General features: G+C 71.1%; 17 protein-coding genes. 14 read left to right on the forward strand and 3 right to left on the reverse strand.

Features of this window, described 5'->3' with window-relative positions:
- Nucleotides 1-20: 20 nt before the first annotated feature.
- Nucleotides 21-788, reverse strand: a complete 768-nt coding sequence (map, locus tag ACIBEI_RS45535) for a type I methionyl aminopeptidase (RefSeq protein WP_398897043.1) — start codon at nt 786-788, stop codon at nt 21-23.
- Between the two features lie 83 nt (nt 789-871).
- On the opposite strand from map, the gene ACIBEI_RS45540 reads away from it, so the two are divergent.
- The 9 genes from ACIBEI_RS45540 (at nt 872) to ACIBEI_RS45580 (ending at nt 12,410) form a co-directional block, all read left to right on the forward strand.
- Nucleotides 872-1,123 (forward strand): helix-turn-helix domain-containing protein, encoded by a 252-nt coding sequence (locus ACIBEI_RS45540; protein ID WP_143641016.1) that lies wholly within the window; start codon nt 872-874, stop codon nt 1,121-1,123.
- Between the two features lie 161 nt (nt 1,124-1,284).
- Entirely contained in the window at nt 1,285-2,850 is a 1,566-nt protein-coding gene (locus ACIBEI_RS45545) for a hypothetical protein (RefSeq protein ID WP_398897045.1), read from the forward strand.
- Between the two features lie 323 nt (nt 2,851-3,173).
- Nucleotides 3,174-4,016, forward strand: a complete 843-nt coding sequence (locus ACIBEI_RS45550; RefSeq protein ID WP_398897048.1) for a nitrilase-related carbon-nitrogen hydrolase — start codon at nt 3,174-3,176, stop codon at nt 4,014-4,016.
- Complete coding sequence (locus tag ACIBEI_RS45555; protein WP_398897050.1) at nt 4,013-5,338, forward strand: aspartate aminotransferase family protein; 1,326 nt, start codon at nt 4,013-4,015, stop codon at nt 5,336-5,338. The genes ACIBEI_RS45550 and ACIBEI_RS45555 overlap by 4 nt, the downstream gene beginning before the upstream one ends.
- A 53-nt stretch (nt 5,339-5,391) precedes the next feature.
- Nucleotides 5,392-6,969 carry a PucR family transcriptional regulator gene (locus ACIBEI_RS45560; protein ID WP_398897051.1) on the forward strand — a complete coding sequence of 526 codons (1,578 nt, stop codon included), beginning with the start codon at nt 5,392-5,394 and terminating at the stop codon, nt 6,967-6,969.
- A gap of 180 nt (nt 6,970-7,149) precedes the next feature.
- Complete coding sequence (locus ACIBEI_RS45565) at nt 7,150-7,992, forward strand: nitrilase-related carbon-nitrogen hydrolase (RefSeq protein ID WP_055614864.1); 843 nt, start codon at nt 7,150-7,152, stop codon at nt 7,990-7,992.
- Nucleotides 7,993-8,127: 135 nt separating this feature from the next.
- Nucleotides 8,128-9,531, forward strand: coding sequence for a dihydropyrimidinase (gene hydA / locus ACIBEI_RS45570; protein ID WP_398897054.1), 1,404 nt, complete (start codon nt 8,128-8,130; stop codon nt 9,529-9,531).
- Nucleotides 9,532-9,549: 18 nt separating this feature from the next.
- A complete protein-coding gene (locus tag ACIBEI_RS45575) occupies nt 9,550-10,569 on the forward strand; it encodes a TIGR03842 family LLM class F420-dependent oxidoreductase (protein ID WP_398897055.1) in 1,020 nt (339 codons plus the stop codon).
- Between the two features lie 254 nt (nt 10,570-10,823).
- Entirely contained in the window at nt 10,824-12,410 is a 1,587-nt protein-coding gene (locus ACIBEI_RS45580; RefSeq protein ID WP_398897056.1) for an NCS1 family nucleobase:cation symporter-1, read from the forward strand.
- Nucleotides 12,411-12,438: 28 nt separating this feature from the next.
- Here the strand turns inward: ACIBEI_RS45580 and ACIBEI_RS45585 are convergent, their stop codons facing one another.
- Nucleotides 12,439-13,101 carry a hypothetical protein gene (locus ACIBEI_RS45585; protein ID WP_398897059.1) on the reverse strand — a complete coding sequence of 221 codons (663 nt, stop codon included), beginning with the start codon at nt 13,099-13,101 and terminating at the stop codon, nt 12,439-12,441.
- Nucleotides 13,102-13,212: 111 nt separating this feature from the next.
- Nucleotides 13,213-14,247: a carboxymuconolactone decarboxylase family protein gene (locus tag ACIBEI_RS45590; RefSeq protein WP_398897085.1), complete on the reverse strand. Its 1,035-nt coding sequence runs from the start codon at nt 14,245-14,247 to the stop codon at nt 13,213-13,215.
- A gap of 194 nt (nt 14,248-14,441) precedes the next feature.
- On the opposite strand from ACIBEI_RS45590, the gene ACIBEI_RS45595 reads away from it, so the two are divergent.
- From ACIBEI_RS45595 to ACIBEI_RS45615, 5 genes are all read left to right on the forward strand, one after another.
- Complete coding sequence (locus ACIBEI_RS45595; protein WP_398897061.1) at nt 14,442-15,542, forward strand: sensor histidine kinase; 1,101 nt, start codon at nt 14,442-14,444, stop codon at nt 15,540-15,542.
- 5 nt (nt 15,543-15,547) lie between these two features.
- A complete protein-coding gene (locus tag ACIBEI_RS45600; protein ID WP_398897086.1) occupies nt 15,548-16,216 on the forward strand; it encodes a response regulator in 669 nt (222 codons plus the stop codon).
- Nucleotides 16,217-16,317: 101 nt separating this feature from the next.
- A complete protein-coding gene (locus tag ACIBEI_RS45605) occupies nt 16,318-16,959 on the forward strand; it encodes a DUF4232 domain-containing protein (RefSeq protein WP_398897062.1) in 642 nt (213 codons plus the stop codon).
- A gap of 91 nt (nt 16,960-17,050) precedes the next feature.
- Nucleotides 17,051-19,078 (forward strand): gamma-glutamyltransferase family protein, encoded by a 2,028-nt coding sequence (locus ACIBEI_RS45610; protein WP_398897064.1) that lies wholly within the window; start codon nt 17,051-17,053, stop codon nt 19,076-19,078.
- Between the two features lie 190 nt (nt 19,079-19,268).
- A complete protein-coding gene (locus ACIBEI_RS45615) occupies nt 19,269-20,114 on the forward strand; it encodes an inositol monophosphatase family protein (protein ID WP_398897067.1) in 846 nt (281 codons plus the stop codon).
- The last annotated feature ends 2 nt before the right edge of the window (nt 20,115-20,116 follow it).

Raw genomic sequence — 20,116 nt, forward strand, 5'->3', positions numbered from 1 at the left:
CGTGAGGCGTCGGCAGGAGGTCAGCGGGCCGTCAGGATGCGCGGCCCCGCGTCTGTGATGGCCACCGTGTGCTCCGTGTGGGCCGCTCGGGTGCCGTCGTTCGTGCGGAGGGTCCAGCCGTCGGCGGCGGCGTGGTACTCGTCGGTGCCGCCGGCGATGAGCATCGGCTCGATGGCGAGGGCCATACCGTGCCGGAGGGGCAGGCCGCGGCCGGGCCGCCCCTCGTTCGGCACGGGCGGGTCCTCGTGCATGCGGCGGCCTATTCCGTGGCCGCCGAAGCCGTCCGGGATGCCGTACCCCGCCTCGCGGCACACCGTGCCGATCGCGTGCGCGATGTCGCCGATGCGGTTGCCGACGACGGCCGCCTCGATGCCCGCCGCGAGGGCGCGCTCGGTGGTCTCGACGAGGTGCAGGTCGGCGGGGCGCGGTGTGCCGACCACGAAGCTGATTGCCGAGTCGCCCACCCAGCCGCCGAGTTCGGCGCCGAAGTCGATCGAGACCAGGTCGCCGTCGCGCAGCCGGTAGCCCGTCGGGATGCCGTGCACGATCGCGTCGTTCACGGAGGCGCAGATGACGGCCGGGAAGGGCACGGGGGCGAAGGAGGGCCGGTAGCCGAGGAAGGGGGAGCCCGCGCCCGCGTCCCGCAGGACCTGGTGCGCGACCTCGTCCAGCTCCAGGAGCGAGACGCCCACGCCGGCGGCCTCCCGCACCGCCGTGAGGGCCCGGGCCACGACCTGGCCGGCTTCGTACATCGCGTCGAGAGACGTGTCCGTCTTCAGTTCCACCATGCCAATTACTATACCGGTCGGGGTGCGGGCGGTGGCTCCCGCCCTCCTATTCAAATAACGGTCGCCGGTATTAGGGTGGGCGCATGGTGCGAACCCCGCTGACCCCCGAAGAGCACGAACGCGGCGAGCGGCTCGGCAAGCTGCTGCGTGAGGCCCGCGGCGGCCGCAGCATGGTGGAGATCGCCGCGAGCGCGGGCATCTCCGCCGAGACCCTCCGCAAGATCGAGACCGGCCGCGCGCCGACCCCCGCCTTCTTCACGGTGGCGGCGCTGGCGCGGGTGCTGGGCCTCTCCATGGACGAGATCGCGGGCAGTTGCGCGCTCGCCCCGGCGTGACGCGCGGGTGACGCCCCGTCGGGTCGAGGGTGCCTCACATCGCGTTCCGGGTCAGTAATCGCACTCTGCGTCCGGGTCGAAAACTCGTTGTAGCCATTCCGTAACACGAACGGTGTTTTCTATCGAACCGGAATACTCCAGTCTGGCGTGGGGTGAAGGTAATGGCGGTGGAACAACTCCCGGGCCAGGTGCGGGAGTTCGCGCAGTATCTCAATGGCCTGCTGTCCCGGCTCGACCAGGGCGGCGGCTGGTGCGGCGTGTTCTGGCAGCGCGACCCCGAGGGGATGCGGGCCTGTCTGGACGGCACGGAGGTACCGCCCTGGGACGTCGTGCAGGCGCTCCTCCAGGATGTCGCCACGGAGTTCGGCGACCGTGCCGCCGCCCAGGAGTCCGACCGGGCGCGGGCACTGCACGGCGCGTCGCTGGCCGCGTACGACGGGCGGCCCGGTGGCCGCGACGCTCTCAGCGACCGCCTCGACGTCATGCTCCGCGAACAGCGCTACGCCGCCGAACGGCTCTCGGAACTCGGCCGCTCATTGCGTACGGCCACCGGTCCGGAAGAGGCCGAGTCCTACCGCATCGACCTGGCCTGGGCCCGCGACGACCACGACCGTGCGACGGCCCGTTGCGACGAACTGCGCTCCCGCATGGACGAGTTGGACCAGCGCGCGGTCGGCGGCCGGGCGCAGGGAGCACTGACCATCCCGCCCGGCGAGATCGGCACCGACGTCTTCTGGGACGAGGAGCCCCGCATCGACAGGAGCGCCGGCGGGCCGTCCACGGGCCGCGGGGGCCCGCAGCGCCCCGCGCCGGACGAGGACGACTGGCCGGACCTCTGGCGCGACGCGTCCGCCGACCGGGCCGCCGGGGAGGCCGTCAGACAGGCGGCCGAGAGCGGCTGGCAGGCCGCGGCACCCGCTCCCGAAGCCTCTCCGCGCCCCACGGCCGCCCAGGAGGACGAGGCGGCGGCCCCCGAGGCGCCCGAGCCCGTCAAGGCGCGCGCCCCCAAGCAGCGCTCGAAGCGCCGTGCGCGCGGCAGCGCCCGGTTCGCCGGGATGATGGACGAGGACGCCGCCGCGGCCGCCGCACCGGCCATGCCCGTGCCGTCCACCGCGGAGCCCACGCTGCGTGGGGCCCGCTTCGCCGGAGCCGCCGAGGAGCCTGCGCGGCCGAAGGCACGGCGTGAGCCGTTGGACGACGAGGCGCGCCGGACCACCGTCCAGACCGTCGAGCGGCTCGTCCGGCTGCGGCGCGAGGGTCACAGCGGCGAGGCGCACGCCCTGCTCGTCGAGGCCGCGTACTGGCCCGCCGCCCGCTTCCCGCTCCTCGCCGCCGAGCTCCACCGCGCGGGTCTGGGCGCCGACTGGGCCACCCTCCTCTGGGAGGCCGCCTCCCTGCCCGCCGACCGCCTGGTCGCCGCCGCCGACGCGCTCGCGGTGGCGGGACGCACCGCGGACGGCGACCAGATGCTCCGCCAGGGCGTCGTACGCCCCGCCCCGGAAATAGGCAAGGCCGTACTGGGCCTGGTCGGGGAGGACCGCCACCGCGAGGTCCGGGCCCTCCTCGACGCGTACGTCCGCATCCGCACCCCCGAAGAGGCGGCCCGCAGCGTCGAGACCGACCCGCCCCGCCTCATCCCCCTCCTCCTGGAAGCGGCCCGCCACGTCTCACAACAACGCCACTGGGACCTGGTCCACGCCCTGAGGGTCGCAGGCTACACGGCGTGAGCCGACCCGGGTGTCGGGGCCGAATGTGTGCCTGCGTGGCGCTCTGGGAAGTTCACATTCCAGGCTCCGGCCCACTGGTCAGGGGCGCGGGGAACTGCGCGACCGGCCCACGACCACCCGCACTCGCCCATGACCCGCACCACCCACCCCGGAAGGCGCCCCCAACCGCCGGAAGCTAACCCACAGGGGTAGGAAACAAGATCGACTCAGCCGGTTAACGACGATGGTCTTGCCCAGCGCAGCGCCTCCGCCTACTTTCGGGGCTCTACGCCCATCATCTACGGGCGTAGAAGCTCTCTGACGTCCCGTCGAAGGAGCAGCTCATGGCCAACGTCGTACGCGCCGCTCTGGTCCAGGCCACCTGGACCGGCGACACCGCATCCATGGTCGCCAAGCACGAGGAGCACGCCCGCGAGGCGGCCCGTCAGGGTGCGAAGATCATCGGATTCCAGGAAGTCTTCAACGCCCCCTACTTCTGCCAGGTCCAGGAGCCGGAGCACTACCGCTGGGCGGAACCGGTACCGGACGGCCCCACCGTCACCCGCATGCGGGAGCTGGCCCGCGAGACCGGCATGGTGATCGTGGTCCCGGTCTTCGAGGTCGAACAGTCCGGCTTCTACTTCAACACGGCCGCGGTGATCGACGCCGACGGCACGTACCTCGGCAAGTACCGCAAGCACCACATCCCCCAGGTCAGGGGTTTCTGGGAGAAGTACTACTTCAAACCGGGCAACCTCGGCTGGCCCGTCTTCGACACCGCGGTCGGCAAGGTCGGCGTCTACATCTGCTACGACCGGCACTTCCCGGAGGGCTGGCGTCAGCTCGGTCTGAACGGCGCCCAGCTCGTCTACAACCCGTCGGCGACCTCCCGCGGTCTGTCCTCCTACCTCTGGCAGCTGGAACAGCCCGCCGCGGCCGTCGCGAACGAGTACTACATCGCCGCGATCAACCGTGTCGGCGAGGAGGAGTACGGGGACAACGACTTCTACGGGACGTCGTACTTCGTCGACCCGCGAGGCCAGTTCGTCGGCGAGACCGCGAGCGACAAGAGCGAGGAACTCGTCGTGCGCGACCTCGACTTCGACCTGATCGAGGAGGTCCGCCGGCAGTGGGCCTTCTACCGGGACCGTCGCCCCGACGCGTACGAAGGACTGGTGCAGCCATGACGACAGACGACTCCCAGGGCCAGGCCCACGGCTCGGCCAAGCACCTCTACCAGCGCCACCAGTCGGTCCTCCCCGACTGGCTCGCCGTCTACTACGCCGACCCCATCGAACTCACCCACGGCGAGGGCCGCCACGTCTGGGACGCCGAGGGCAACAAGTACCTCGACTTCTTCGGCGGCATCCTCACCACGATGACCGCGCACGCCCTGCCCGAGGTGACCAAGGCCGTCAGCGAGCAGGCCGGCCGGATCATCCACACCTCCACGCTGTATCTGAACCGGCCGATGGTCGACCTGGCCGAACGCATCGCCAAGCTGTCGGGCATCCCGGACGCCCGCGTGTTCTTCACGACCTCGGGCACGGAGGCCAACGACACGGCCCTGCTGCTGGCCACCGCGTACCGCCGCAGCAACCAGATCCTGGCGATGCGCAACAGCTACCACGGACGTTCGTTCAGCGCGGTCGGCATCACCGGCAACAAGGGCTGGTCGCCGACCAGCCTCTCACCCCTCCAGACGCTGTACGTGCACGGCGGCGTCCGCACCCGCGGCCCGTACGCCGATCTCGACGACGCCGCCTTCATCGCGGCCTGCGTCGCCGACCTGGAGGACCTGCTCGGCCATGTCCGCCCGCCCGCGGCCCTGATCGCCGAACCCATCCAGGGCGTCGGCGGCTTCACCGCACCGCCGGACGGTCTGTACGCGGCGTTCCGCGAGGTCCTCCAGGAGCGTGGCATCCTCTGGATCGCCGACGAGGTGCAGACCGGCTGGGGCAGGACCGGCGACAACTTCTGGGGCTGGCAGGCGCACGGCCAGAACGGTCCGCCGGACATACTGACCTTCGCCAAGGGCATCGGCAACGGTATGTCCATCGGCGGCGTCGTGGCCCGCGCCGAGGTCATGAACTGCCTGGACTCCAACTCCATCTCGACGTTCGGCGGCACCCAGATCACCATGGCCGCGGGCCTCGCCAACCTCACGTACCTCCTGGAACACGATCTCCAGGGCAACGCCCGCCGTGTCGGCGGCCTGCTCATCGAGCGGCTGAGGGCCATCGCGGCGCAACTGCCGGGCGTACGGGAGGTCCGGGGCCGCGGTCTCATGATCGGCATCGAGCTGGTGAAGCCCGGCACGGATCAGGCCGACCCGGACGCGGCCGCCGCCGTGCTCGAAGCGGCCCGCGAGGAAGGCCTGCTGATCGGCAAGGGCGGCGGGCACAACACCAGCGTCCTGCGCCTCGCCCCACCGCTGTCGCTCACCGTCGCGGAGGCCGAGGAGGGCGCCGCGATCCTGGAACGCGCTCTGCGGAGCAGCCAGTCCTGACGAGGCATCGGCCCTGAGGAGCGTTCAGCAACGCAAGATTGAAGGTTCGCCGCATGACCACCGCCTTGGAACCCGCCCTGTCGGTCCGCCAGGTCCTCGCCCTGGAGCGGGTGCTCGCCGGGGAGCCCGAGGTGGTGGCCGGCGCGGGCCAGCTCGACCGGCCCGTGCGCTGGGTGCACGTCGCCGAGGCCGCCGACGTCGGCGTGATGCTCAGCGGCGGCGAGATGGTCCTCACCACCGGGGTGCTGCTCGCGGGCGACCCGGAGGCCCAGGCCGAGTACATCCGCTCACTGCACCGCGCGGAGGCCTCGGCCGTCGTCCTCGGACTCGGCCGGGCCTTCCCGACCCCGCCCGAGGTGATGCGCCGGGCGGCCGAGCGGTGCGGGCTGCCGATGATCGTCCTGCACCGCCCGTTCCCCTTCGCGGAGTTGACCGAAGAGGTCCAATCCAGGCTCGTACGGCGGAAGTTCGCGGCCGTCAGCCTGTCGGAGTCCGTCCGGACGGCGCTGACCGGGCTCATCACGGCGGGTGCCCCGCTGCAGAGGATGCTCGACGAGATCGCCTCGCACAGCGCGTGTCCCGTCGTCGTCACCAACCTCGCCCACCGCGTCCTCGCCACGGCGGGGGAGCGGTCCGCGGTCGACGACGTGCTGCGCGACTGGGAGCGCATCGCGCGGCAGGCCGGCGGCAGCGAGGGCGACGGCTGGGTCCGTGCCGAACTGGGCGGACGTGGTGAACGCTGGGGCCGCATCGTGCTGTGCGGCTACCGCGGCGACGCCGCCACCGGACGGCTGCTCGCCGACCGCGGGGCCGAGGCCCTGGTCCTGCACCGCATGCTCGGCGGCACCGTGCACTCCTGGGAGGAGCAGTCCGCCGAGAGCCTGCTCACCGACCTCGTCTCCGGAGTCGTACCGGCCCGCCAACTGCTGCCCCGGGCCCGGGCGGCCGGACTCCCGGTCAACCGCCGGACGTTCGTGCCGTTGGTCGTACGGGACACGGAGGCGGCCCAACTCGACCGGGTACTACGCCTGTTGGGGCTGCCCGGGCTCGTCGCCGAGCTGGCCGACGGGGTCATCGCCGTACTGCTGAGCCTGGCCAGGGACCAGGACGCGGAGGCCCTCGCCGCCCACTTCGCCACCCGACTGCGTACGGAGGCGGGCGGTGGTGCGGACGGCGACTGCAAGGCGGCCGTCGTCGCGGCGGCGGACGCGCGGACCGGGTGGGACGACGTGCCCGCCGGGCTGCGCGAGGCCCGGCACGTTGCCGACGCCGTCGCCGAGAGCCCCGCAGGCCTCGACCTGCCGGTCGTGGTGCGGTTGCGGGACGTCCATCTACGCGGCCTGGTCCGGCTGCTGCGGGACGACCCGCACGTCCAGTCGTTCGCCGAGCGGGAGCTGGACGGGCTGCTGTGCGGGGCGGACGCGGAGTCGGAGCTGCTGCCCGTGCTGCGGACGTATCTCGCCACCGGCCGCAACAAGTCGCGCACCGCGCAGCTGCACCATGTCTCGCGACCCGCGCTGTACCGGCGGTTGGAGGCGATAGAGGCGCGGCTCCGGGTCGATCTCGACGACTTCGAGCAGGCGGCCTCCGTGCACATCGCCCTCCTCGCGCACGACGCGCAACAGGGCTGAGACCCTCGACGCGCAACAGCTCCGAAACACAGAAGGACCTGGGAAAACGGTGGTGAAACATGGGCCTTGGCAAGGGTGACACCGTGGAACGCCACACGCCCTCAGACGTGACACGCTGCAACTCAAAGAGCACTTCCGGACTTCCTAGGCTCGCCGCACACCGAGCGACCGGAGGTCCCGATGAGCAGAGTGATCCGCGCCGCCGTCTTCCAGACCGCATGGACGGGCGACAAGGAATCGATGATCCAGGTCCACGAGCAGGCGGCCCGCGACGCGGCCGCACAGGGTGCTCAGGTCCTGTGTTTCCAAGAACTGTTCTACGGGCCCTATTTCTGCCAGGTCCAGGACAAGGCGTTCTACGAGTACGCCGAACAGATCCCCGAGGGCCCGATCGTCCAGCGCTTCCAGGCGCTCGCCAGGGAACTGGGCATCGTCCTCGTGCTGCCGATGTACGAGGAGGAGCAGCCCGGCGTCCTCTACAACACCGCGGCGGTGATCGACGCCGACGGCTCGTACCTCGGCAAGTACCGCAAGCACCACATCCCGCAGGTCGAGGGTTTCTGGGAGAAGTTCTACTTCCGCCCCGGCAACGCCGGTTGGCCGATCTTCGACACGGCGGTCGGCAAGATCGGCGTCTACATCTGCTACGACCGGCACTTCCCGGAGGGCTGGCGCGCGCTCGGTCTCGCCGGGGCCGAGATCGTCTTCAACCCGTCCGCCACCTCACGCGGACTGTCCGCCTACCTCTGGCAGTTGGAGCAGCCGGCCGCGGCCGTCGCCAACGAGTACTTCGTGGGCGCCATCAACCGCGTGGGCGTGGAGGAGCTGGGCTCCAACGACTTCTACGGCACCTCGTACTTCGTGGACCCGGAAGCCCAGTTCGTCGGGGAGGTGGCGAGCGACAAGGAGACCGAACTCGTCGTCCGCGACCTGGACATGGCCAAACTCCGCGCGGTACGCGACCGCTGGCAGTTCTACCGCGACCGCCGCCCCGAGGCGTACGAGCCGCTGACGGCTCCCTGAGTGGGGGGTACGTCGGAGGCTCCCCCGCGCCCCGGGTCTTTTCAGGGGCGCGGGGAACTGCGCGACCAGCCACGACGCACCCGCACGTACCCAACGACCGCATCCCACCGGGGAACCCACGACAGGAGAGGAATCATGAGCACCCGTACCGTCATCCGCGGTGGCCTAGTCATCACCGCGTCGGACGAACTCCACGCGGACGTCCTGGTAGAGGACGGCCGTATCGCCGCCCTCGCCGCGAGCGGCACCCCCGCCGCCGAGGCCTGGACGGCCGAGCGGACCATCGACGCCACCGGGAAGTACGTGATCCCGGGCGGAGTCGACGCCCACACCCACATGGAGCTGCCGTTCGGCGGCACCTTCGCCTCCGACTCCTTCGAGACCGGCACCCGGGCCGCCGCCTGGGGCGGCACGACCACGATCGTCGACTTCGCGGTGCAGAGCGTCGGCCACTCGCTGCGCGAGGGCCTCGACGCCTGGAACGCCAAGGCCGACGGCAAGTGCGCCATCGACTACGCCTTCCACATGATCGTCTCCGACGTGAACCAGGACACGCTCAAGGAGATGGACCTGCTCGTCGAGGAGGGTGTCACCTCCTTCAAGCAGTTCATGGCCTACCCGGGCGTCTTCTACAGCGACGACGGCCAGATCCTGCGCGCCATGCAGCGCTCCGCCGAGAACGGCGGCCTGATCATGATGCACGCGGAGAACGGCATCGCGATCGACGTGCTGGTGGAGCAGGCGCTGGCCAGGGGCGAGACCGACCCCCGGTACCACGGCGAGGTCCGCAAGGCGCTGCTGGAGGCCGAGGCCACCCATCGCGCCATCAAGCTCGCCCAGGTCGCCGGAGCCCCGCTGTACGTCGTGCACGTCTCGGCGCAGCAGGCGGTCGCCGAGCTGACACGGGCGCGCGACGAGGGCCTGAACGTCTTCGGCGAGACCTGCCCGCAGTACCTGTTCCTGTCGACCGACAACCTCGCGGAGCCCGACTTCGAGGGCGCCAAGTACGTGTGCTCGACGCCGCTGCGGCCCAAGGAGCACCAGGCCGCCCTGTGGCGGGGCCTGCGGACCAACGACCTCCAGGTCGTCTCCACCGACCACTGCCCCTTCTGCTTCGTCGGCCAGAAGGAGCTGGGCCGCGGCGACTTCTCGAAGATCCCCAACGGGCTCCCGGGCGTCGAGAACCGCATGGACCTGCTCCACCAGGCCGTCGTCGACGGACACATCTCGCGCCGCCGCTGGATCGAGATCGCCTGCGCCACCCCGGCCCGGATGTTCGGCCTGTACCCGAAGAAGGGCACGATCGCGCCGGGCGCCGACGCGGACGTCGTCATCTACGACCCGCACGCCGAGCAGGTCATGTCCGCCGAGACGCACCACATGAACGTCGACTACTCGGCGTACGAGGGCAAGCGCACCACCGGCCGCGTCGAGACGGTCCTCTCGCGGGGCGAACTCGTCATCACCGAGCGGGAGTTCACCGGGCGCGCCGGGCACGGCGTCTACACCCCCCGCTCCACCTGTCAGTACCTTCTCTGAGCGACTAGGAGTGGCGCCATGGACTTCGGACTCGTCCTGCAGACCGACCCCCCTGCCTCCCGCGTCATCAGCCTGATGAAGCGGGCCGAGCGCAACGGCTTCACGTACGGCTGGACGTTCGACTCCGCCGTGCTCTGGCAGGAGCCGTTCGTGATCTACAGCCAGATCCTCTCCAACACCACGAAGCTGAAGGTCGGCCCGATGGTGACGAACCCGGGCACCCGCACCTGGGAGGTCACCGCCTCGACCTTCGCCACGCTCAACGACATGTTCGGCAACCGCACGGTCTGCGGTATCGGGCGCGGCGACTCGGCGATGCGTGTGGCCGGCCGCAAGCCCAACACGCTCGCCCGGATCAGCGAGGCCATGAAAGTCATCCGTGCGCTGGGCCGCGGTGACGAGGCGGACCTCGGTGGCACGGTCATCAAGTTCCCGTGGATCAAGCCGGGTGCCGAACTCCCCGTCTGGATGGCCGCGTACGGTCCCAAGGCGCTGAAGATGACCGGTGAGGAGGCCGACGGCTTCATCCTCCAGCTCGCCGACCTCTACCTGACCGAGTACATGGTCAAGGCCGTGAAGACCGCGGCCGCCGAGGCCGGACGCAACCCTGACGACGTCAAGATCTGTGTGGCGGCGCCCGCGTACGTCACCGAGGACGACTCGCCCGAGGCGCTCGCCCACGCGCGTGAGCAGTGCCGGTGGTTCGGCGGGATGGTCGGCAACCACGTCGCCGACCTCGTCTCCAAGTACGGCGAGCACTCCGCCGCCGTACCCGACGAACTCACCGACTACATCAAGTCCCGTGAGGGCTACGACTACTCGCACCACGGACGCAGCGGCAACCCCGACACCCAGTTCGTGCCCGACGAGATCGTCGACCGGTTCTGTCTGATCGGGTCGGCCGAGAAGCACATCGAGAAGCTGAACGCGCTGCGCGAGCTGGGTGTTGACCAGTTCGCCCTGTACGACATGCATGACGCTCAAGAGGCGGTCATCGAGGCGTATGGATCAACGGTCATTCCCGCCGTCAACGGTTGAGGGCCGGCTGCGGCCGTTGACGATCTCTCCCAATAGTTGACGACCGGTCTCAGCGGTTGATGGTCGACCCATTCATCAACCATTGACGGCATCGGATCAACTCGGCTCCACCCTGTTCCACCCCCTCAAGTCGTCCCCTTCCCACCTCCCCGGGAAGGGGGCCGCACCACCGCATCATCATCACCACCGCACCACCACCCCCACGGCGCCACCCGCACGGCCTTTCCCGTCCCGCCTCATCGATTGGCCTGCCCATGACCGACACCGTCCCCACGGGGCCGCCGATATCCCAGTCCGCCGACACCGACGGCCGGATCGAACTCAGCCCCGGGGCCTTCCCCGCCGACAGTCCCTTCGCCAACGAGGACCTGCGTCCCGTCCCCGTCTCCGAGCGCAAGTGGACGACGTACAACTTCGCGGCGCTGTGGATATCCATGGCCCACTGCATCCCCAGCTGGACCCTGGCCTCCGGCCTGGTCGCCCTCGGCATGGACTGGAAGCAGGCCGTCTTCACCATCGCCCTGGCCAACGTCATCGTGCTGCTGCCGATGCTGGCCACGGGCCACGCGGGGCCGAAGTACGGCATCCCGTTCCCTGTACTGGCCCGCGCCTCGTTCGGTCTTCGTGGTGCCAACGTTCCGGCGCTGATCCGTGCCGCCGTGGCCTGTGGCTGGTTCGGCATCCAGACCTGGATCGGCGGCAGCGGCATCTTCGCCCTGGGCTCCAAGCTCACCGGCGGTGAGTGGGAGAACGCGGGAAAGATCGCGGGCAACCCGTGGCCGCTGTGGCTCTGCTTCATCCTCTTCTGGGCCCTGCAGATCGCGATCATCTACCGCGGTATGGACTTCCTGCGGCACTTCGAGAACTGGGCCGCGCCCGTCGTGATCGTCGGCGCGTTCGCGCTGCTCATCTGGATCGCCGTCAAGGCGGACGGCTTCGGCGCGCTGCTCGACCAGCCCTCGAAGCTCGGCTGGGACGCGGACTTCTGGCCGGTCTTCTTCCCGTCCCTGATGGGCATGATCGGCTTCTGGGCGACCCTGTCCCTCAACATCCCCGACTTCACCCGCTTCGGCGCCAGCCAGAAGGCGCAGACCTGGGGGCAGTCCCTCGGTCTGCCGACGACGATGACGCTCTTCGCGATTCTCGCCGTGCTGGTCACCTCCGGTTCCGAGGCCGTCTACGGTGAGGCGATCTGGGACCCGGTGGCCCTCGCGGCCAAGACGGACAACGCCTTCGGTCTGCTCTTCGCACTCTTCATCGTGTTGATCGCCACGATCTCCGTCAACATCGCGGCGAACGTGGTCTCCCCGGCATACGACCTGTCCAACCTGGCCCCGAAGTTCATCAACTTCCGTACGGGCGCGCTGATCACGGGTGTCATCGGCATCCTGATCTTCCCGTGGAAGCTGATCTCCACGCCCGAGTTCTACATCTTCACCTGGCTCGGTGTGGTCGGCGGTCTGCTCGGCACGGTCGCGGGCATCCTGATCGCCGACTACTGGATCATCCGCCGTACCGTCCTGCACCTCGCCGACCTCTACACACCCGGCGGGCGCTACTGGTACACGAACGGCTGGAACTGGCGGGCGGTGCTGGCCTTCGCGGTCGGCGGCGTTCTGGCGGTCGGCGGCTCGTACTCGAACGTCGACGCCAAGGGCGCGAAGCTCGGCCCGTTCCCGACGGACGGACTCATCCCGTTCCTCAAGCCGCTCGCGGACTACGGATGGGCGATCGGCCTCGCCTCGTCGCTCGTCCTGTACGTCGCGTTGATGGCGCCGTTCGCTCGGGTGGAGCGCGCGGAGCGGGAGGGGCGCACGGTGAAGGCCGACCAGGTCGTCTGACGACGGCGGGCCGCGTTGGGATCCGCTCCTACTGAGCGGCCTCCAGCGCGGCCATCGCCTCCTTGGCGGCCTTGATGGCGCCCTTGTTGATCTCGTCCGTACTCGGCGCCTTCTTCGACTCGAAGTCACTGCCGTTGTACGTGATGACCACCATGGCGTTGGACGCCTGGACGAACACCTGGCCCTCGCGCGTCTGCTGCTTGTCCTCGGTGGTGAGGTTCACCACCGAGTAGGCCGCGTCCCCGAGACCGGGAACGACCCCTCCGCCGCTCTTCTCCGTCGTGCGCTGCTTGTAGGCGGCCTGGGCGGCCTGGTCCGATTTCTTGATTTCGTATGAAATGTCGAGCCAGCGGTAGTCGAAGCCCTTGAGCGCGTTCCACGAACAGGTGCGGCGCAGCGACTCGTCGGTCGACGGGATCTCCTTGCCGGCCGTCTTGGCGTCCGGCACCAGCGAGGTCACCGTCTTCTTCGACACGCCGGTGCAGGGCGCGGGCGAGGTGCGGTACGTGCGGCTCGCCGCGGCGGTCGACGGCGCGGACGGAGACGACCCGCCGTCGGGGGCGGCCTTCTTCTCCGCGGCCGGGGTCGCGGCGAACGGCCCGGACGACAACGACCAGCCCGCCAGGGCGAGCACGACAACCGGCAGCAGACGCGCGGTCAGAGCGAGAGGAAGAGAACGCACGGCGCACATTTCGTGGGGGACGGTGCGGGGAGTCCGCACAGCGGACGGGACGCCAGTGTCACATGCCTGCCTGTGGGGCGGTAGTACAAACTCGCTCCGTACCCGCGTGGTGACAGGCACTCACCCTTGACGGTCCATGAGCTCGTGCGATATCGGGGCATCGAGGGGCAGAGCCCGCTCGATACGGTCCACGGCGGCGAACGCCCCATACGCGACGAGCCGGACCAGACAGCGGTCCGTGTACGGCGGCCGCTTCCACGCCTTCCATGCCGCCACATCCTCGTCGGTGATCCGGTACGGAGCCAGCGCGGCCAGTATCGCCAGCCGCGCCCCGGGCCTGTTCCTCCGGTCCGGCAGGGCGTCCCACACCAACGGCTGATGCGTACCGTCCCACTCCGCGACGACGTTTCGTACGAGGTCCTGGTCGGCCTCGGTCAGCAGGTCGGCGCCTGCCAGGGCGGCCGTCCGCAGTGCCGCGTAGGCCGGGGCGACCGTCGTGCCTGCCGCCCAGGACGGGCCGGGGCCCGGGTCGCCGTCGAGGAGGGCGAGGCTCGTGCCCGGGGTGAGACGCCGGCGCAGGGTCTTCGCCAGGGAACGGCCGGCGAGGCTGCGGACCGGCCTGAACCGCTGGGTGTTGCCCGGCAGCAGGTTCTCCGTCAGCAGGGCCGAGACGATCCGGTTGATGAAGTGGAAGGACAGGGCGGTCCCCACGTACGCGGCGGTGTGCCGGGCGAAGAAGGGCAGCGGGGTGAGATCCGGGTGGCCCGGGACACGGGTCGCCTCGCCCCAGGCGACCATGCGCGCCTGCACCTCCTTGTCCGGGGTCCCGCCGCGGGCCAGACGCTCAGCGAGGGCGTGGTTGCCGGTGGCGTGCAGCAGGACGGTGTGCGCGTCCACGCAGAACGGACACCTGTTGGCGCGGGACACCCCGAGCGCGGCCAGCTCCTTGCCGGTGCGGCTGCCGTCGCCCGCGAGCAGCGACTCACGCATCAGGGCCCAGGTGGCGGCGAGGAGTTCGGGCGCGGACGACAGGACGACGAAGGTGACGGCGCCGTCGATGCCGAAGTCCTCGGAGAGCTGCCGGTAGACCTCGGCGGTCCGGCCGGTGGCGGACCTGGGCGGCGGAGGCTGGGTGTAGCGAAAGGGCGTGGTCACGAACGGGTAGCTGAAGGGTGTGGTCATACCGAGAACCCTCACTCCCGAGGGTGCCCCGAGGCGTCGTACGGCCGGAGGCAGTTGGCGGTGATCCGACACGACCGCGCCGGGCGCCGGACTACTGCGCCGGGAGTAGTCGCGGGGCCGTCCACAGGGCTGACGACCCTGTCCGTACGGCGGTCTACCGTACGGACATGAACGCGGACCAGGCCACCCTCAAACGGCTCGCCGACCTGGCGCTCGCCGTCGTGATCGGCGCGATCGTCGTGTCCGTGGCGGCCTTCGACAAGGACACCGCGCCGGTCGACTACGCGCTGATCGTGACCGGTTCGCTCGCGCTGGCCGCGTACCGGAAGGCGCCTCGCGCGGTGCTCGCCGTCACCACGGCCGCGCTGGCCGGCTATGTGCTGCACGCCGAGCCAGGGCTGGTGGCTGCCCTTCCGGTGATGGCCGCGGTCCACACGGCGGCACAGGCCGGGCACCGGAGCGCTGGCGCGGCCGCGGGCGGGGTGTTCCTCGGGGCGTGGCTCGCGACGGGAGTCACCTCCCAGGACACCGTCGAGCAGACCGCGTTGCTCGCGGGCTGGTTCCTGTGCGCCGTCGTGACCGGTCTCGCGGGCCGCAACTGGCAGGCGTATCTGCGCCAGACGGAACAGCGCGCGCTGGAGGCCGAACGCACCCGTGAGGAGGCGGCCCTGCGCCGCGCGGGCGAGGAACGCCTGCGCATCGCCCGCGAGTTGCACGACTCCCTCACGCACAGCATCTCGATCGTCAAGCTCCAGGCGGGAGTCGCCGTCCACCTCGCGCGCAAGCGCGGCGAGGAGATACCCCCGGCCCTGCTCGCCATCCAGGAGGCGAGCAGCGAGGCCATGCGCGAACTGCGAGCCACCCTGGAGGTGTTGCGCACCGACGAGCCGACCGGCAGCCCGGCCCTGCTCGTGGAGCGCGCCCGGGCCGCGGGCCTCGCCGTCGACCTGACCGTGACCGGCCACGAGCGCCCGCTGACGGCGACCGTGGACCGCGCCACGTACCGCATCGTCCAGGAGGCCCTGACGAACGCCGCCCGGCACGCCGGGCCCGCCAAGGTGGCCGTCCAACTGCAGTACGAAGAGCGCGAGTTGACGATACGCGTCGACGACGACGGCACCGCCGAACCGTCCCGGCCGTGCGCCGAGGGCATCGGGCTCACCGGCATGCGCGAACGCGTCACGGCCCTCGGCGGCACCCTGCACGCCGCCCCGCGCGCGGAGGGCGGTTTCTCGGTACGGGCCCGAGTGCCGCTGGACCTGCCGTGAGCGGCCTGATCAGGGTCGCGCTGGTCGACGACCAGGCCCTGATGCGCGCCGGGTTCCGGGCCCTCCTGGACGCCGAGGAGGGCATCGAGGTGGTCGGCGAGGCCGCCGACGGGGAACAGGGCCTGGCGCTGGTGCGCGCGCAGGTCCCGGACATCGCCCTCGTTGACGTCCAGATGCCGGTGATGACGGGCATCGAGGCGACCCGCCGCATCGCCGCGGATCCGCAACTGTCCGGCGTACGTGTGGTGATGCTGACCAACTACGGCCTGGACGAGTACGTCTTCGAGGCGCTGCGGGCCGGTGCCAGCGGTTTCTTGCTCAAGGACACCGAGCCCGCCGACCTGCTCCAGGCCATCGAGGTCGTCGCGCGCGGCGAGGCCCTGCTGTCGCCGTCCGTCACGCGCACGCTGATCGGCGAGTTCGTGGCCCGTCCCCCGGACCGGGCCAGCGCCCCCGGCCTGGAGTGCCTCACCCGCCGCGAACGCGAGGTCACCGCGCTCGCCGCCCGCGGCCTCACCAACGAGGAGATCGCCGCGCACATGGTCATCAGCCCCTTCACGGTCAAGACCCATGTCAGCCGCGCGATGACCAAGCTCGCCGCGCGGGACCGCGCCCAACTGGTCGTGTTCGCCTACGAGTCGGGCCTGGTCGCGGCCCGCGGGACGGCGGAGTGAGAGACGCGGGCGGGGGCGCGGGCGGCGCGAGTGCGGGCGGAGTGAGGGTGCCGGGGAGTGGAGTGAAGGCTTCCGTCGGGGTCTCGTGTGATGATCGGCGCGTGATCGCGATACGCCCGAGATCGGTCCGCAGCGTCGCCCTCGCCTGTCTGCTGGTGGTGGGGGTGAGCGGCTGCGGGCTCTCCGCCGAGCTGGACCGGGAGAGCAACCCCGAACGCAGGCCCACGCCGACACCGACTCCGGCCGTGGAAGTGCCGACCCGGGCGGCGAATCCGCCCCCGTCCGGGATCCCCACGCACTCTCCGTCCGTACCCGTCCAGGAGGGGCAGGGCTGTCCGCCGTCAGGCCTGCGCTTCCGGGCCGACGAGGGCGACGCGGCCATGGGACTGCGCGCCATGGGCCTCGACGTCATCAACTGCGGTGACCGCCCGTACAAGTTGAACGGCTACCCGGCCGTCACCGTCCTCGACGCCTCGGGCGACCCCTTCCCGGGCGTACGGACCGTCGAGGGCACGGACAAGGTGTCCATGGCACCGGAGGACCCCGGACCCCGAGCACTGACCCTCGAACCCGGCGAGAGCGCACACGCGGCGTTGTACTGGCGGATGCACAACCAGGACGGCGTGTATCTGCGCGTGGCCGCGAAGAAGGGGGACGACACCGTGACCGTGCGGCCTCCGTATGCGCTGGACATCGGCCCGGAGAACATCCTGGGGACGTCGGCCTGGCAGCCCTCGCAGTAGCCCTCGGAGCAGGGGGGCGTGGCGGGCTGCGTACGATCGCCGGACGCCCGCTCGCAGTCCGGACGCCCGCGCCGCAGTGAGGAGTTCCCCCGTGTTCACGACCCGACCCACGCTCCAGGGCACCTTCGGGATGGTGTCCTCCACGCACTGGCTGGCCTCGCAGTCGGCGATGGCCGTGCTGGAGGACGGCGGCAACGCGTACGACGCCGCCGTCGCCGCCGGATTCGTGCTGCACGTCGTCGAGCCGCACCTCAACGGGCCCGCCGGCGAGGTGCCGATCATCCTCGCCCCGGCGGGCGGCGAGGTACGGGTGCTGTGCGGACAGGGCGTGGCACCGGCCGGGGCCACGATCGCCCACTACAGGGGACTGGGTTTGGATCTCGTACCCGGTACCGGACCCCTCGCGGCCGCGGTTCCCGGGGCCTTCGACGCGTGGATGCTGCTGCTGCGCGACCACGGCACGAAGTCCCTGGCGGACGTCCTGAAGTACGCCATCGGGTACGCGGAGGACGGGCACGCGCCCGTGGAGCGCGTCGGCGAGACCGTCGAGACGGTACGGGAGCTCTTCGAGACCGAGTGGACGTCCTCGGCCGACGTGTACCTGCCGGACGGGCGGCCCCCGCGGCCGGGCGAGCTGTTCCGGAATCCGGCGCTGGCCGCGACCTGGAGGCGGCTGGTCGCGGAGGCCGCGGAGGAGGCGGGAGCCGCTGAGGAGGCGGGGGCCCACACGGAGGTCGATGCCGGTCGGGAGCCCGGAGTCGGTCACGAGTACGGAGCCCGTCAGGAGCCCGGGGCACGGGACGGTGGTGAGCGGATCGCCGAGATCGAGGCGGCGCGGCGGATCTGGCGCGAGGGCTTCATCGCGGAGGCCCTGGTACGGCAGGCGGCCCGGCCCACCATGGACACCAGCGGTGAACGGCACTCCGGCACGCTGACGGCGGCCGACCTGGCCGGCTGGTCCGCGTCCTACGAGTCGCCGGCCACGTACGACTGGCGGGGCTGGACCCTGTGCAAGGCCGGTCCCTGGAGTCAGGGCCCGGTGCTCCTCCAGCAGCTGGCCCTGCTGCCGCCGGAGCTGCCGCGGTACGGCTCCGCCGAGTACGTGCACCTGCTGATCGAGGGCTGCAAGCTCGCGATGGCCGACCGGGAGGCCTGGTACGGGGACGCGGGCGAGGTCCCCCTGGAGGAGCTGCTGTCGGCGGAGTACAACGCCGGGCGGCGGGCGCTGGTAGGGGAGAAGGCCTCCTACGAGCTGCGGCCGGGCAGCCCCGGCGGACGGGCCCCACGGCTCAGCGGGCACGCGCGCGTGGTGGCCGCGGGGGAGGACGGGTTCGACGTGCTGGGGGTGCCTGGGGCGGGGGAGCCGACGGTGGCCGGGGGCGCGAGTGGGACGGCCGTGGACGCCGGCCAGGCTGGTGCGGGCCTGGGAGAGGCGGGCCTGAGAGAGGCGGCCATCGCCGAGCGGCAGACGCCTCCCGCGCCCGGTGGGCCCGACGTCTCCGCCGACGGGGCGACCCGGGGCGACACCTGTCACCTCGACATCGTCGACCGCTGGGGCAACATGGTCGCGGCCACGCCCAGCGGCGGCTGGCTGCAGTCCAACCCGGTCGTGCCCGAGCTGGGCTTCCCGCTCGGCACCCGGCTCCAGATGGCCTGGCTGGACGAGGGGCTGCCCAACTCCCTCACGCCGGGCCGCCGTCCGCGTACGACGCTCACGCCCTCGCTCGCGCTGCGGGACGGGGTGCCGGTCATGGCCTTCGGCACGCCCGGCGGCGATCAGCAGGACCAGTGGCAGCTGCACTTCTTCCTCGCCGTCGCCCTGCGCGCGGAGGTACGCGGCGGCCCGGACCTCCAGGGCGCCATCGACGCCCCGAACTGGCACAACGACAGCTTCCCCGGCTCCTTCTACCCGCGCGGCATGCGCCCCGGCAGCGTCACCGTAGAGTCCCGCATCGACCCGGAGGTGGTGGAGGAGCTGCGCCGCCGCGGCCACGACGTCCAGGTCGGCGACGCCTGGTCCGAGGGCCGGCTGTGCGCGGTGGCGAGGGACCCGCGGACCGGAGTGCTGTCGGCGGCGGCGAACCCGCGAGGGATGCAGGGGTACGCGGTCGGACGCTGAGGCCGGCCCCGGTTCCGGCCCCGGAACAGGTTCCGATCCCGGTCCCGATCCAGGTCCAGGTCCAGGTCCAGGTCCCGGCCCGGCGCGGCTCACGCGGCGCTGATCTCGTAACACCCGTTGTTCATGGTGATTCCACCCGGGATACACCAGACGGGTGTGGATTGTCAGTGGCGCGTGCTCTCATGGAGGCATGATCCAGGACATCGAAACCATCGACGAGTTTCTCGCACACCGCACCGCAGATGTGGAAGAGGCCGTCCGCACGGCGGCCGCCACGGAGATCATGCCGCGCTTCCGGCAGCTCGCGGCGCACGAGATAGACGAGAAGGCCGGCCCGCACGACCTGGTCACGGACGCCGACCGCAAGGCCGAGGAGTACCTCACCGAGGCGCTGGTCAAGCTGCTGCCCGGCTCGGTCGTCGTGGGCGAGGAGGCGGTCCACGCCAACCCCGCGACGTACGAGGCGATCAAGGGCGAGGCGCCGGTCTGGATCGTCGACCCGGTGGACGGCACCCGACAGTTCGTCCACGGCGACCCCGGCTTCTGCACGCTGGTTGCGCTCGCCCACCGCGGAGTCCTGCTGGCGTCCTGGACGTACGCACCGGCCCGCGACCAACTCGCCGTCGCCGTCCGCGGCAAGGGCGCCCTCCTCGACGGCGAACCCCTCCGCGCCGGCTCGCCCGCACCGGGCCGTGACCTCGAAGTGGCCACGTCCCACCCGGACTACACGACGGAAGACCAGAAGCGCGCGCTCCTCGGCCTCTGGACGGAAGGCGTCGGCCCGCGCGCGTGCGGCTCGGCCGGACTTGAGTACCTCGCTGTCGCCCGGGGCGAGTTGGATGCCGTTGGATTTTCCTGGGAGGCCGCCTGGGATCACGCGGCGGGCATCCTGCTCGTCGAGGAGGCGGGTGGCGCGCACCTGACGCTCTCGGGGGAGCCCTTCCGCATAACCGGCGGCAACACGCTTCCGTTCACGGCGGCTCGGGACGCGGCCACGGCCCGCCGGATCCTCGGGCTGCTGTCGGGCGGGGCCTGACC

Origin of the sequence: Streptomyces sp. NPDC050988, assembly GCF_044456225.1 — a bacterium.
Taxonomy (GTDB): domain Bacteria; phylum Actinomycetota; class Actinomycetes; order Streptomycetales; family Streptomycetaceae; genus Streptomyces.

Coding starts and splice junctions, on each gene's coding strand:
- map (WP_398897043.1), bottom strand. CDS start 788: ATGGTGGAACTGAAGACGGACACGTCTCTCGACGCGATGTACGAAGCC.
- ACIBEI_RS45540 (WP_143641016.1), top strand. CDS start 872: ATGGTGCGAACCCCGCTGACCCCCGAAGAGCACGAACGCGGCGAGCGG.
- ACIBEI_RS45545 (WP_398897045.1), top strand. CDS start 1,285: ATGGCGGTGGAACAACTCCCGGGCCAGGTGCGGGAGTTCGCGCAGTAT.
- ACIBEI_RS45550 (WP_398897048.1), top strand. CDS start 3,174: ATGGCCAACGTCGTACGCGCCGCTCTGGTCCAGGCCACCTGGACCGGC.
- ACIBEI_RS45555 (WP_398897050.1), top strand. CDS start 4,013: ATGACGACAGACGACTCCCAGGGCCAGGCCCACGGCTCGGCCAAGCAC.
- ACIBEI_RS45560 (WP_398897051.1), top strand. CDS start 5,392: ATGACCACCGCCTTGGAACCCGCCCTGTCGGTCCGCCAGGTCCTCGCC.
- ACIBEI_RS45565 (WP_055614864.1), top strand. CDS start 7,150: ATGAGCAGAGTGATCCGCGCCGCCGTCTTCCAGACCGCATGGACGGGC.
- hydA (WP_398897054.1), top strand. CDS start 8,128: ATGAGCACCCGTACCGTCATCCGCGGTGGCCTAGTCATCACCGCGTCG.
- ACIBEI_RS45575 (WP_398897055.1), top strand. CDS start 9,550: ATGGACTTCGGACTCGTCCTGCAGACCGACCCCCCTGCCTCCCGCGTC.
- ACIBEI_RS45580 (WP_398897056.1), top strand. CDS start 10,824: ATGACCGACACCGTCCCCACGGGGCCGCCGATATCCCAGTCCGCCGAC.
- ACIBEI_RS45585 (WP_398897059.1), bottom strand. CDS start 13,101: ATGTGCGCCGTGCGTTCTCTTCCTCTCGCTCTGACCGCGCGTCTGCTG.
- ACIBEI_RS45595 (WP_398897061.1), top strand. CDS start 14,442: ATGAACGCGGACCAGGCCACCCTCAAACGGCTCGCCGACCTGGCGCTC.
- ACIBEI_RS45615 (WP_398897067.1), top strand. CDS start 19,269: ATGATCCAGGACATCGAAACCATCGACGAGTTTCTCGCACACCGCACC.